13 protein-coding genes are annotated in these 13,329 nt (G+C 53.0%); 8 read left to right on the top strand and 5 right to left on the bottom strand.

Annotated features, from left to right (window positions below; genetic code table 11):
• Positions 1 to 29 precede the first annotated feature (29 nt).
• The gene (locus EG028_RS22480; protein WP_120518483.1) at positions 30 to 851 is read left to right on the top strand and encodes a hypothetical protein; all 822 of its coding nucleotides are present in this window, start codon (positions 30 to 32) and stop codon (positions 849 to 851) included.
• On the opposite strand, the gene EG028_RS22475 is transcribed toward EG028_RS22480, so the two are convergent.
• A complete protein-coding gene (locus tag EG028_RS22475; RefSeq protein ID WP_162946602.1) occupies positions 821 to 2,086 on the bottom strand; it encodes a 3-deoxy-D-manno-octulosonic acid transferase in 1,266 nt (421 codons plus the stop codon). The genes EG028_RS22480 and EG028_RS22475 overlap by 31 nt on opposite strands.
• A gap of 101 nt (positions 2,087 to 2,187) precedes the next feature.
• Between EG028_RS22475 and EG028_RS22470 the strand changes: the two genes are divergently transcribed.
• The 6 genes from EG028_RS22470 to rfbD are packed head-to-tail and all read left to right on the top strand — an operon-like array spanning position 2,188 to position 8,075.
• Positions 2,188 to 3,315, top strand: coding sequence for a DegT/DnrJ/EryC1/StrS family aminotransferase (locus tag EG028_RS22470; protein ID WP_120518647.1), 1,128 nt, complete (start codon positions 2,188 to 2,190; stop codon positions 3,313 to 3,315).
• Between the two features lie 7 nt (positions 3,316 to 3,322).
• Positions 3,323 to 4,642, top strand: a complete 1,320-nt coding sequence (locus EG028_RS22465; protein WP_120518485.1) for a UDP-glucose dehydrogenase family protein — start codon at positions 3,323 to 3,325, stop codon at positions 4,640 to 4,642.
• Positions 4,643 to 4,647: 5 nt separating this feature from the next.
• Positions 4,648 to 5,592 (top strand): UDP-glucuronic acid decarboxylase family protein, encoded by a 945-nt coding sequence (locus EG028_RS22460; RefSeq protein ID WP_120518486.1) that lies wholly within the window; start codon positions 4,648 to 4,650, stop codon positions 5,590 to 5,592.
• Positions 5,593 to 5,599: 7 nt separating this feature from the next.
• A complete protein-coding gene (rfbB, locus tag EG028_RS22455) occupies positions 5,600 to 6,655 on the top strand; it encodes a dTDP-glucose 4,6-dehydratase (protein WP_120518648.1) in 1,056 nt (351 codons plus the stop codon).
• A complete protein-coding gene (rfbC, locus tag EG028_RS22450; RefSeq protein WP_120518487.1) occupies positions 6,655 to 7,215 on the top strand; it encodes a dTDP-4-dehydrorhamnose 3,5-epimerase in 561 nt (186 codons plus the stop codon). Before rfbB ends, rfbC begins: the two co-directional genes overlap by 1 nt.
• 8 nt (positions 7,216 to 7,223) lie before the next feature.
• Positions 7,224 to 8,075 carry a dTDP-4-dehydrorhamnose reductase gene (rfbD, locus tag EG028_RS22445; protein ID WP_120518488.1) on the top strand — a complete coding sequence of 284 codons (852 nt, stop codon included), beginning with the start codon at positions 7,224 to 7,226 and terminating at the stop codon, positions 8,073 to 8,075.
• An 80-nt stretch (positions 8,076 to 8,155) separates the two neighbouring features.
• Here the strand turns inward: rfbD and EG028_RS22440 are convergent, their stop codons facing one another.
• Complete coding sequence (locus EG028_RS22440) at positions 8,156 to 8,809, bottom strand: ABC transporter ATP-binding protein (protein WP_120518489.1); 654 nt, start codon at positions 8,807 to 8,809, stop codon at positions 8,156 to 8,158.
• Positions 8,810 to 8,909: 100 nt separating this feature from the next.
• Between EG028_RS22440 and EG028_RS22435 the strand changes: the two genes are divergently transcribed.
• The gene (locus EG028_RS22435; protein ID WP_012794455.1) at positions 8,910 to 9,131 is read left to right on the top strand and encodes a DUF2795 domain-containing protein; all 222 of its coding nucleotides are present in this window, start codon (positions 8,910 to 8,912) and stop codon (positions 9,129 to 9,131) included.
• Between the two features lie 128 nt (positions 9,132 to 9,259).
• Here the strand turns inward: EG028_RS22435 and EG028_RS22430 are convergent, their stop codons facing one another.
• The 3 genes from EG028_RS22430 to EG028_RS22420 are packed head-to-tail and all read right to left on the bottom strand — an operon-like array spanning position 9,260 to position 13,300.
• Positions 9,260 to 10,072: an enoyl-ACP reductase FabI gene (locus EG028_RS22430; protein ID WP_120518490.1), complete on the bottom strand. Its 813-nt coding sequence runs from the start codon at positions 10,070 to 10,072 to the stop codon at positions 9,260 to 9,262.
• Positions 10,073 to 10,120: 48 nt separating this feature from the next.
• Positions 10,121 to 11,773, bottom strand: a complete 1,653-nt coding sequence (gene recN / locus EG028_RS22425) for a DNA repair protein RecN (RefSeq protein WP_120518491.1) — start codon at positions 11,771 to 11,773, stop codon at positions 10,121 to 10,123.
• 39 nt (positions 11,774 to 11,812) lie between these two features.
• Positions 11,813 to 13,300: a tetratricopeptide repeat protein gene (locus EG028_RS22420; protein ID WP_120518492.1), complete on the bottom strand. Its 1,488-nt coding sequence runs from the start codon at positions 13,298 to 13,300 to the stop codon at positions 11,813 to 11,815.
• Positions 13,301 to 13,329: the final 29 nt, after the last annotated feature.

Below are 13,329 nucleotides of genomic sequence, written 5' to 3'. Positions count from 1 at the left end.
TTCTATCAGATGGCGTTAACAATTAAGGCATGGAAAAGATAAATGCATTAATTGACAAACTGCAGGAACTGAAAAATTCAGCTGCCGGTTTGCAAACCATATCCTACTATACGCAGTTGCTTCAGGCGGAGTTACTTCACCAGCGCAATGTGCAGAAACAACAGGAGATCAGGGGCAATGGCCACGTAGCCGTGATCATGCCCGCGCATATGCCTGTTGTGGAAAAACATGTTTCTCCTCCTCCCCCGGCCCAGCCGCCCGCCCCGCAAGAGGCCCCGGCTCCGGAAAAAAGCCAGCCCGTACAGGAAAAGGTTTTGCAATCCAACGGTTACGCACCGGACCGCGTGCCTGTAAAACAGTCGCGCCCTGAAGACAGACCTGTGGAAAAACAGGCGGAAAAACCCGCCGTTGCCACCCTCTTCGATCCTCCTCCACCTCAGCCTAAACCCGCTGCGCCCCAGTATAACAACCAGCCGTCCAGGCAGGCCGCTGAAAATACCAACGGCAACGCCATCCGTAAGGAACTGAACGAACTGGTGGGCAAACAATCCCCTTCAGTGAATGATACGCTCCGCAAAAATAATATTGAAGTAGGGGAAAAGCTCGGCGGCCTTGGCATCAAGGACCTCCGTGGCGCCATCGGCATCAATGACAAGTTCCAGTTTATCCAGGAACTGTTCCGCGGGGACAAAGACATGTACGAGCGTTCGCTCAAAACCATCAACGAATCCGCTTCCCTGCAGGATGCCGAGTATTGGATCGAGCGTGAGCTGAAGATCAAGCTGGGATGGGATGAATCGGACCAGGCGGTGAACCAGTTCTATACTTTGGTGAGGAAACGTTTTTCCTGAATATAATGCATGATCTTATCCGTAGCGCCCTGGTTCTCCTGCACGAACCGGCCGGTTATTTCCGCCGTCTGCTCATAATAATAGGGGTCTTTCAGCGCTTCCACGGCCCTTCCTAATTCCGCCGCATTATTGATCACGATCGCGCCGCGTGTCTGCACCAGCGTTTCCGCTTCCAGGAACTGGTGGAAGACGGGGCCAATGATCACGGGCCTGCTGTACGTGGCAGGCTCCAAGAGATTATGAATGCCTTCTTTGCCAAAACCGCCGCCCACGTAGGCAATACGGCCGTAACGGTACAAGGCGGAGAGCATACCGACATTATCGATGATCATCACAGCCGCCGGACCGGCTTCACTGGCCGCGAATTCAGAATATTTCACCGCGTCGGGGAACAGGGCTTTGATGTTTTCGATGTGGGCATCATGGATCTCGTGCGGGGCCACTACCAGCTGGCGCCCTTCCCGGCCGCCGCCATACCACCATTCAGCCAGCACTTTTTCGTCCGCTTCCCAGGTACTGCCCGCCACCACGGTGTTTTCCACGGTGATAAAACGCTCTATGTCAGGGAGGCTCACGGGGTGCTGGCGGAGCTGCCACACCCGGTCGAACCGGGTATCGCCCACCACCGTCACCTGGTTGATGCCATGGATATGCAGGAGGTGAAGGGATGCATCGTTCTGTACAAACAGGTGGTCCATCCGCTCCAGCAGCTTCCGGAACATGCCGCCGTATCTTTTGAAAAACACCTGGTTGTGGCGGAAAATGCCGGAAATCAGGATCACGGGGATCTTCCGTGTATACATACCGCTCAGGTAATGGTACCAGAACTCGTATTTGATAAAAATAGCCAGGGAGGGTTTTACGATGTCGAGGAACCGCCTGGCATTCCGGGGAGTGTCCAGCGGGAGGTAACACACATAATCCGCGCCGGGGTAATCTTTCCGTACTTCATAACCGGAGGGCGAAAAGAAGGTGAGCAGGATGCGCAGGCCGGGGTATTCCTTGCGGATGGCCTCCAGCACCGGCCGGCCCTGTTCAAACTCTCCCAGGGAGGCTGCATGTACCCAAAGCACCCGTTCATTTCCCTTAAAAGCCGCTTCCAGAGCGGGCCATGGGTCTTTACGGCCGTTCAGCCACAGCTGCGCCTTTTTGTTCCCCCCGACGCCCGCGGCGAACCCTGCGGCCGCCCGGTAGATGCCGATGCCGGTGTTATAGAAAAAAGTCGATAAACTCACGGAATTGATAATTAATCCAATAAATCGAATGCTTGGCAAAGATAGTCCCTACACCTATCCCAAAATTTGTAAATTTGCGGACCTAAAAAATGATATCCTACATGGTTCCTATTCAGATGGTGGATTTGAAACGCCAGTACAGCAAAATTAAACCGCAGGTAGACGCAGCCATTATGGATGTGCTGGAGAGTGCCGCTTTTATTAACGGAGCGCCCGTACAGCAGTTTTCACAGGAACTGGGCCAATACCTTGGCACCAAACACGTGATCCCCTGCGCAAACGGAACAGACGCGCTCCAGATCGCCATGATGGCCCTTGGCCTTGAGCCCGGGGACGAGGTGATCACCCCTTCCTTTACTTTTATCGCCACCGCCGAGGTGATAGCCCTTCTGAGGCTTAAACCCGTGTTCGTTGATATTGATCCGAAAACGTATTGCATTGACCCACAGGAGATTGAGAAAGCCATTACGCCCAAAACCAAAGCCATTGTGCCGGTGCACCTGTACGGCCACAGCGCGGACATTGAGGCTATTATGGACATCGCCGAACGTCATAACCTGCACGTGATCGAAGACAATGCGCAGGCTATCGGCAGCCATTACACGAAAAAAGACGGTACCACCAAAAAAGTGGGCACCTTTGGCCATATCGGCTGCACCTCCTTTTTCCCCAGCAAAAACCTGGGTTGTTACGGAGATGGCGGCGCCATTTTTACCGATGACGATACACTGGCCGCCAGGATCAGGATGGTAGCCAATCACGGCCAGAGCCAGCGTTATTACCACGATACCGTGGGGGTGAACAGCAGGCTGGACACCATGCAGGCCGTCGTGCTCCGCATCAAACTGCAATTACTCGATCAATATATCGCTTCCAGAAGGGAAGTTGCCAACGCTTATGATACTGCCTTTGCCAACATTCCGCAGATCATAACACCCTACCAGGCGCCCAACCAGCTGCACGTTTTCCATCAGTACACCCTTCAGCTGGAAGGAGCGGACCGCGACAAGCTCCAGTCGTTCCTGGCAGAAAAACAAGTGCCGTCCATGATCTATTACCCTGTTCCGGCGCACCGTCAGAAAATGTTCGAAGGCATGACCGCTATCAACCAGCACCTGCCGGTAACAGACACCCTGACCGGGAAATGTATTTCCCTGCCCGTCCACACGGAAATGGATCGTGACCAGTTAGACCATATCATTTATTCGATTAAATCATTTTTAAACTAGCCCCCGCATGAAAATTACCGTAGTAGGCACCGGATACGTAGGACTCGTTACCGGTACCTGTTTTGCCGAGACCGGCAATGATGTAACCTGTGTAGACATAGATGTCAACAAAGTAAACAAACTCTCCGCCGGCCAGATCACGATCTACGAACCCGGGCTGGAAAAGTTATTTGAACGTAACCTGAAAGAAGAACGCCTGCATTTCACGACCGACCTCGAGGAAGGTATCAGTGACGCGGCGGTGATCTTCCTGGCACTGCCCACCCCTCCGGGAGAAGACGGCTCCGCCGATCTTTCCTACATCCTGGGCGTAGCGGACCAGCTGGGCAAGATCCTGAAAGATTACAAAGTGATCGTGGACAAAAGCACCGTGCCCGTGGGAACCGCGGACAAAGTGCACGCCGCTATCGCGAAACACGCCAGCGTGGAATTTGATGTGGTGAGCAACCCCGAGTTCCTCCGTGAAGGCGTGGCCGTGGAAGACTTTATGAAGCCGGACCGCGTGGTGATAGGCACCCAGTCCGAAAGAGCGCGCAAGATCATGGGCGACCTGTATGCGCCTTTTGTACGCCAGGGCAACCCGGTGATCTACATGGATGAAAAGTCCGCCGAGCTCACCAAATACGCCGCAAACTCCTTCCTCGCCACCAAGATCTCCTTCATGAACGAGATCGCGATCCTTTGCGAAAAGCTGGGCGCGGACGTGGACATGGTACGCCGCGGCATCGGCAGCGACGACCGCATTGGCAAACGTTTCCTGTTCCCCGGCATCGGGTACGGCGGCAGCTGCTTCCCGAAAGACGTGCAGGCGCTGGTGAAATCATCACAGGAAGCAAAATATGATTTTAAGATACTGGAAGCAGTGATGGATGTGAACGAAAAACAAAAACTGTTCCTCCTCCCCAAGATCGAAGCCTATTTCGGGAACAACCTGAAAGGGAAACACTTCGCACTGTGGGGCCTGGCTTTCAAACCCAATACAGACGACATCCGCGAAGCGCCGGCCTTATACATCATCGATGCATTGACAGCCGCGGGCGCCACCGTTACCGCCTTCGACCCTGAAGCCATGGCGAACGTGAAACAGGTAGTGGGCGATAAGATCAAATTCGCGGAACACCAGTACGAAGCATTGCAGGATGCAGATGCGCTGATCATCGCTACAGAATGGAGCGTGTTCCGCACACCTGACTTCGATAAAATACAAAGCGGCCTGAAAAACAACACCATCTTCGACGGCCGTAACCTTTTTGAAGTGACGCGCATGGAGGAACTTGGTTTTCATTATGAAAGCGTAGGCCGCCAGCCGGCGAACACTAAACCCTAAAAACTATGACAAAAAAACGCGTACTGATCACCGGTGCTGCCGGGTTCCTGGGCTCTCACCTCTGCGACCGGTTCATTAAAGAAGGCTATCATGTAATCGGCATGGACAACCTCCTGACAGGTAACATCAAAAACATTGAGCACCTTTTCCCGCTTAAGGATTTTGAATATTATCATCATGACGTGACCAAGTTCGTACATGTGCCGGGCGAGCTGGATTATATCCTTCATTTCGCCTCCCCCGCCAGCCCCATCGATTACCTGAAGATGCCCATCCAGACCCTCAAAGTAGGTTCCCTGGGCACACACAATCTGCTGGGCCTGGCCAAATCAAAGAACGCGCGCATCCTGGTGGCGTCCACCTCGGAAGTATACGGTGATCCGAACGTGCATCCGCAGCCGGAGGAATACTGGGGCAATGTGAACCCCGTAGGCCCCCGTGGTGTGTATGACGAAGCTAAACGATTCATGGAATCCATCACCATGGCTTATCATAATTTCCATGGCGTGGAAACCCGCATCATCCGTATCTTCAATACCTACGGTCCCCGTATGCGCCTCGATGACGGCCGCGCACTGCCCGCCTTCATGAGCCAGGCGCTCACCGGCCAGGACCTTACCGTGTTCGGAGACGGCTCACAAACGCGTTCTTTCTGTTATGTGGACGATCTCGTGGAAGGTATTTACCGCCTCCTGCTGAGCGATTACCATATGCCGGTGAACATCGGCAACCCGGCAGAGATCACTCTTCTGCAATTCGCCGAAGAGATCATTTCCCTCACCGGCACCAAACAGAAGATCGTGTTTCACCCGCTCCCCAAAGATGATCCGAAACAAAGGAAACCAGATATCACCAAAGCTTCACAACTGCTGGGCTGGGAACCTAAAGTGGATCGTAAGGAAGGATTAAAGATCACGTACGAATACTTCAAACAGGCACTTGGAAAATAACTTCCGTATGAAAAAAACATTGCTGATCACAGGTGGAGCCGGTTTTATCGGCTCCCATGTGATCCGGTTATTTGTGAATAAATACCCCGCCTACACTATTGTGAATGGCGACGCGCTCACCTACGCAGGTAATCTCGAAAACCTGGCTGACGTGAAAGACCGTCCTAATTATATTTTTGAAAAAGTGGACATCACGGACGAAAATGCCGTGAACGCGCTCTTTGAAAAATACCAGTTCGACGGAGTGATCCATCTCGCCGCCGAAAGCCACGTGGACCGCTCTATCCTCGATCCCCTCGCCTTTATCAGGACCAATGTGCTGGGCACTGCGGTACTGCTGAACGCCGCGCGGAAATACTGGAAAGACAACATGGAGAACAAACGTTTCTATCATGTATCCACAGACGAAGTGTTTGGTTCGCTTGGCGAAGAAGGTTTCTTCACGGAAGAGACGGCTTATGACCCGCGCTCTCCCTATTCCGCTTCCAAAGCCAGCTCAGACCACTTTGTGAAAGCCTATTACCACACCTATCATCTGCCCGTGGTGCTGAGCAACTGCTCTAACAACTATGGTTCCAATCACTTCCCCGAAAAGCTGATCCCCCTGGCCATTCACAATATCAAAAACAATAAACCGGTGCCCGTTTACGGCAAAGGTGAAAATGTACGTGACTGGCTGTTTGTGGAAGATCATGCCCGTGCAATAGATACCATCTTTCACAACGGCCGCCTTGGCGAAACCTACAACATCGGTGGATTCAACGAATGGAAGAACATCGACCTCATACGCCTGCTCTGCCAGGTAATGGACCGCAAGCTGGGCCGTGAGGACGGCACTTCGGAAAAACTGATCACTTTTGTAAAGGACAGGGCGGGCCACGATCTCCGTTACGCCATAGACGCCACCAAACTGAACAAGGAACTGGGCTGGGCGCCCAGCCTGCAATTCGAAGAAGGGCTGGAAAAAACCGTAGACTGGTACCTAGCCAACGAAGAATGGCTGCAACACGTTACCAGCGGAGCTTATCAACAATATTACAACGAACAATACCAGCAACGATAATGCCATTCAGACCTACAGGAATTCCCGATCTCCTTGTGTACGAACCGCGGGTACACGGGGACGAAAGAGGCTATTTTTTCGAGAGCTACAACGCCAATACCTTTGGTGACGAAGGTATCAAGATTCAATTCGTACAGGACAACCAGGCCCGCTCCACCTATGGTGTGTTACGCGGCCTGCACTTCCAGTTAGGCCCGTATGCGCAAACCAAGCTGATACGCACCCTGGAAGGCCGCATCCTGGATGTGGTGGTGGACCTTCGCACCGGCTCGCCCGCTTACGGCAAGGTATTTTCCATCGAACTGTCCGCCGAGAACAAACTCCAGCTGCTGGTACCCCAGGGCTTTGCCCACGGGTATTCCGTACTGAGCCCCACCGCGGAAGTGATGTACAAATGCGACAACTTTTACAACAAAACCAGCGAAGGAGGCATTCTTTACAATGATCCCGCGCTGGGGATAGACTGGGGCATACCGCTTTCTGACGCGGTGGTGTCTGAAAAAGACAAAGTATTGCCGCTCTTCGCAAACGTTCAACATAATTTTACCTATCAGCAATAAACGAAAACATGAAACATATCCTGGTAACAGGCGCCAAAGGCCAATTGGGCCAGGCGCTGCAATCCGCCGCCGCTCAGTATCCTGACTTCGAACTGATCCTCACAGACAAGGAGGAGCTGGATATCACGGACGCAGACGCGGTGAATGCTTTTTTTGCCGGCCGCCAGGTGGACGCGGTGATCAACTGTGCCGCCTACACAGCTGTGGATAAAGCGGAACAGGATGAGGAAACCGCTTTCCTGCTGAACTTCCAGGCGCCGCTGATACTGGCGGAAGCCGCAGTGCAGCACAACAGCGCGTTTATCCATGTTTCAACGGATTATGTTTTTGACGGGCGGCGCAACAGGCCTTATACTGAAACAGACGAAACTTCCGCCCAGAGCATATACGGAGCGTCCAAAGTCCGCGGGGAAGCTGCGGTACTGGGCTACCACCCGGGTGCCATCATTATCCGCACGTCCTGGCTGTATTCCCGCACCGGTGTAAATTTCGCGCTGCGCATGCAGGAGCTGATGCAGGAAAAAGAAAGCCTGAACGTCGTATTTGACCAGACGGGCACCCCCACCTACGCGCCGGACCTTGCCGCCGCTATCCTGACCATTCTCGGGCATCCCGCCGCCGCGGAAGGAGGGATATACCATTACAGCAACGAAGGCGTGGCCAGCTGGTACGACTTTGCAATAGCCATAAAAGAGCTCACAGGGGCCAAATGCGCGGTTTATCCCATCACTTCGGACAAGTACCCCACCCCGGCACCAAGACCCGCTTATAGCGTCTTAAACAAGGAAAAGATCAAATCGGCTTTCGGACTGGAGATACCCTACTGGAAGGACAGTTTGGCAGTCTGCCTCGGGAAGTGATCCCCGGGCTGACGATCTGCCCTCACCCGGAAAAAATAAACCGGGCTGGTTTTGCAAGGGTTTTATCCGCGGGAATAGGGTTAGCTGACTATTTTCCCGTCTTTCATTACGAGCTGGCGGTCACTGAGCGTGGCCAGTTCCTCGTTATGGGTCACAATGATAAAAGTCTGGTTGAACTGGTCGCGGAGCTGGAGGAAAAGCTGGTGCAGCTCCCTCGCATTGCGCGAGTCCAGGTTGCCGGTAGGCTCGTCTGCCATGATCACTGCGGGGCTGTTGATCAGCGCCCTGGCTACGGCCACCCGCTGCTGTTCCCCGCCGGACAGCTCCTTGGGCCGGTGATCCATCCGGTCTTTCAGGCCCAGGGTCTCCAGGAGGTATTCCGCCCGCTCCTTTACCGCGCTTTTCTTCGCCCCGGCAATGTAGCCTGGTATGGATACATTCTCCAGCGCGTTGAATTCCGGCAGCAGGTGGTGGAACTGGAAAATAAAACCGATATGCCGGTTCCGGAAGTCCGCCAGGCGCCTGCCCTGCAAAGTGCTGGTCTGTACCCCGTTGATGGAGATATCGCCGCCGGAAGGGCTGTCCAGCGTGCCAAGGATGTGAAGCAGGGTGCTTTTGCCCGCACCGGACGATCCTACGATGGTAACGATCTCTCCTTTACTGACAGAAATATCCACCCCCCGTAATACCTGCAGGTTGGAATAATTTTTGGTAACATTGCGAGCAGTAAGCATAACCAAGCGAAGTAAATTAGCCGTTAAAATAGTAATAGTTGTTTATTTCAAATTAAATAATACTTTTGCGAAAATTTGGAAAAGTAAAAATTTATATACGATGTACTGGACCTTAGAATTGGCCTCGTACCTGGAGGATGCTCCATGGCCAGCCACAAAAGACGAACTCATAGATTACGCCATCCGTTCCGGTGCACCCATCGAAGTTATCGAAAACCTGCAGGAACTGGAGGATGAGGGTGAAATTTATGAAGGCATAGAGGATATTTGGTCTGACTACCCGTCGCAAGACGACTTCTTCTTCAACGAAGACGAGTATTAGTCCCGTACCCCTGCGCCCCGTTATCATTTACCCCTTCAGCGTGTGCCTATGCTGGAAAAAATAAAAACCGTCCTGGTAAAGAACTACCGGGACGGTTTTTATTTTTCAGGACTAAGCCTTTTCGTGTCTTATTCGCCCATGGATTCTATCACGGCCTGGGATACGCCCGTGTAGGAGAAACCGCCATCGTGGAACAGGTTCTGCATGGTTACCATGCGGGTGTAGTCTGAGAACAGCGTTACGGTGTAATCAGCGCACTGGTCCGCGGAAGCATTGCCCAGCGGGCTCATTTTTTCAGCGTAGCTGATGAAATCGCCGAAACCTTTCACGCCGCTGCCTGCGGTGGTCCGGGTGGGGGACTGTGAAATGGTGTTGATGCGTACTTTCTTTTTCACGCCATAGTGATAACCAAAGCTGCGGGAAATGGATTCCAGCATGGATTTGGCGTCGGCCATGTCGCTGTAGTCGGGGAATACACGCTGTGCGGCGATGTAAGTGAGCGCCACCACAGATCCCCATTCGTTCAGCGCATCGAGCTTGTAAGCGGTCTGCAACACACGGTGGAGAGACATCGCGGAGATGTCCAGCCCTTTATGAAAAAAGTCGTAATCCAGGTCTGTATAGGGTTTGCCTTTTCTTACGTTCACGCTCATACCAATGGAGTGCAGCACGAAATCGATCTTGCCGCCAAAGTGCTCCATGGATTTGGTGAAGAGATTGTTCAGGTCATCCAGGCTGGTCGCATCAGCCGGTATTACCGGGGCTTTGCAGGCTTCGGCAAGCTTGTTGATCTCGCCCATACGCAATGCGATAGGCGCATTGGTGAGCACGATCTGTGCGCCTTCCTCTACGCAGCGCATTGCAGTTTTCCAGGCAATGGAATTCTCGTCCAGCGCGCCGAAGATGATACCTTTCTTCCCTTGTAATAAGTTGTGGGCCATTGATTAAAATTTGGGCAAATTTAGCAGTTAAAGTCGAAAATTGAAATGTTATTGCGTAACCATCTCCCGCGCATTCTCCAGCGCGGCGGCTGTGGGCTGTTCGCCGCCCAGCATTTTGGCGATGGCTGTGATCCTTTCATCCTGCGTTAGCAGCCGCACGTGCGTCTTCACCTTGTCTTCCTCCATATGTTTATACACAAAGTAATGCGCATCGGCTTTACCCGCCAGCTGCGGCTGATGCGTGATACAGATCACCTGGTGGCCGCGGGCCAGCTCTTTCATGATCACGCCCACCTGTTTGGCGGCTTCTCCTGAAATACCGGTGTCGATTTCGTCGAATATGAGAGTGGGCAGGGCTACGGAACGCGCCACCAGGCTCTTGATGCACAACATCAGCCTGCTCAGCTCGCCACCTGACGCCACTTTCCGGATAGGCCCGAAGTTATTGCTCTTATTGGCGTCGAAGAGAAATTCTATGTTATCTTTTCCGTAAGCGTGCAGCGGGCATTCCTGTATGTCCACTTTTATGCGGGCGTTCGGCATACCAACCTGCGCCAGCAAGGCGTTCACCTTCTGTTCAAACGGCGCGGTCTGCGCTTTGCGCTGTTCAGACAACTGTACCGCCGTATTTTCCAGCGACGCAAATGCCTCGGCGCTTTGTTTTTCCAGCGCCAGGATGCGGTCATCCAGGTTCAGCACGCCTTCCAGGCTTTGCTGAAGATTGTCCCGGATCTGCAATAGCTCCGCCGTATTGTGCGCGTTATGTTTCTTTAAAAGCCTGTAAGCCGCAGCCAGCCGGTCGTTCAACTGTTCCATCCGCTCCCCGTCGTACTGCACCTGGTCGTTCAACCGCTCCACTTCGGAGGCAATGTCCTGCAACTCTACGTAAGAGCTTTGCAGGCGTTCCGCCAGCGCGGGCACATCTTTGTGAAAGGCGACCAGCGTTTGCAGCGATGTCTGTAACTGCCGCAACTGCTGCAATACCGGCGTTTCGTCTTCTTTCAGCTGGAAATAGACCCGGCTCAGCGTGCCTTTGATCTCTTCGGCATGACTGAGCACCTGCTGTTCGGCTTCCAGCGTTTCTATTTCATTTTCCCGGAGATTTACTTCCAGCAGCTCGTCCAGGAGGAATTTGTTGTAGTCTGATTCTTTGTTCGCATTCTCGCGCTGAAGCTGAAGGTCTTTGAGTTCCTTCAGAAGGCGTGCATATTGCTGATACTGGCGGGTATACGCATGTAATTGTTCCTGGTGGCCGGCCAAAGCGTCTATCACTTCGCGCTGGAAGCCGGATTTTTCAAGCTCCAGCGTATCGAACTGCTGGTGGAGGTCTACGAGCAAACTGCTCAGCTCGTTCAGCTGGGAAAGGTTCACGGGCGTATCGTTCACAAAAGCGCGGCTTTTGCCGGCGGAGCTGATCTCACGGCGGATGATCACCGCCTCTTCCATATCCAGCTCGTTTGTTTCAAAAAAAGCCTGCACCTGCTGCGGCTTTACTTTAAACATGCCTTCGATCACACATTTACGTGTTTTGTCAAACAGTACCGCCGGGTCCGCCCGCTCCCCCAGGATGAGGCTGAGCGCGCCCAGCAGGATAGATTTCCCGGCGCCTGTTTCACCGGTGATCACATTGAGGTTCCGGGAGAAATCCACCTCCAGGTTGTCAATGATCGCATAATTCTGAATTACTAAGCGGTATAGCATATAAGATTTTCCAGGTCTAAGTTCTTAATTAATTGCGAATTATTTCCCTTCCAGGCGAAGCATCCCGGATTTTGCGCGCTGGTCGAGCGAATTTTTGTAATCATGGCCTTCCATATCGAGGCAGGTCTGGAAACTTTGTTTCGCTTTGGCCTTATCCCCCATTTTTTCATAAATATAGCCTAATTGCAGTGCCGCGCGCGCGGCGAAATATTCAGGCCGGTTGCTGCCTATTTTGATCGTGGCGTCGTATAGTTTGATGGCGCTGGTATCCATCCCCATTTCGTCATAGATGCGGGCGAGGCGGTAGGCATATTCCAGCTTCAGCTCCACTGTCTGGAAGTCGTTCGCCCTTTTGGTAAGCAGCAGCTCCCTCGCCTGTTCGTAAAAACCGCCGTCGCTGAGGAGGCGGGCTTTCAGCAGCACGGGGTCCGGCCATTTGCCGCTTTTGGCTTCTTTCTGCGCCTGTTTGTCAGCATCGGTTTCCGTGTTGCCGCGTTGGGAAATAAGACTGCGGTACCGGTTGGCCGAGGCCATATCGCCTTTCATGTAATAGGCCCAGCTAAGGCGCTGAAGGGCCTCTTTTACGTAGAATTTCCCTTTGAAGTTGTTCACAAACCGCTCTAGGTGGGCAATGGCGTCCGCATCCTGCCGCTCCAGCTTCATGAGGCCCAGCACATATTCCTTGTACCAGATTTCGGCGTATTCAGGGCTTTGTACGCGTTCTTCCAGCACTTTGATGCCCTGGCTCGCCTTCTGGTTGTTCAGGCTCAGGTTGGCCACCATAAGCGCAAAAAGGTAGTTGTTTTTGGTGTCCAGCTGCTTGCGTTGTATAAAAGCCCAGAGCTGCTCGGGTTTGTTTTCGATGAACAGCTTCAGGTAACAGTAATAATAGTAGGATTCTTCTTTAAAAAGCAGGGCGGTGGGGTCATTGCTGTCGATCACGGTTTGCAGCGAGGCCATGCCTTCTTTGATGCTGCCCCTTAACCCCAGGATGTTCGTGATCCATTTGTACCCTTCGGGAATAGTACCGAATACGGTCTGCATGGAGCCGGTGAGCATATTGTTCGGCAGGAAGCCGGGGAATTTGCGCTGGTTGTCTTTCAGGGTGACGTATGCTTTGCGGATCTCCCATACGGCATCCCACTTTTCGCCGAACTTCACTCTCACCATGGCCCACTGGAATTTGACAGCGGCCTGTGTGTAAAGATAATAGGGCGAATCTTCGGGGCCCTGGGCCAGCAGGTCCAGCCGGGCGGCGCGTTGCTTACGTTGGCGGGCGTATACGGCCGGGTCTTCGTTAAAAAAGAGGGTGAAAAAGTCCGCGTAGTTCTCGATGAAATAAGGGATGAGATTGTCCGGGTTGGCGCGTTTCTCTTCTTCGAGGAGGCTTTTGCCGGTGCTCAGCCGCAGCTGCATGATAGCGTTGTAAGCTTGCTGGCAACGGGCATTAAATTCGTACTTCTTTTGCCGCGCACTCACGTTGATGGATATACTGCAAAAGAAGGCTATAAGGAAAATGAAACGCATAGGGACAAAAATAAGGAACTCCGCGCAAT

Source organism: Chitinophaga barathri (assembly GCF_003807585.1).
GTDB lineage: Bacteria > Bacteroidota > Bacteroidia > Chitinophagales > Chitinophagaceae > Chitinophaga > Chitinophaga barathri.
The sequence above is the reverse complement of the archived record's forward strand: the minus strand, read 5'-3'. Positions and strand labels throughout refer to the sequence as shown.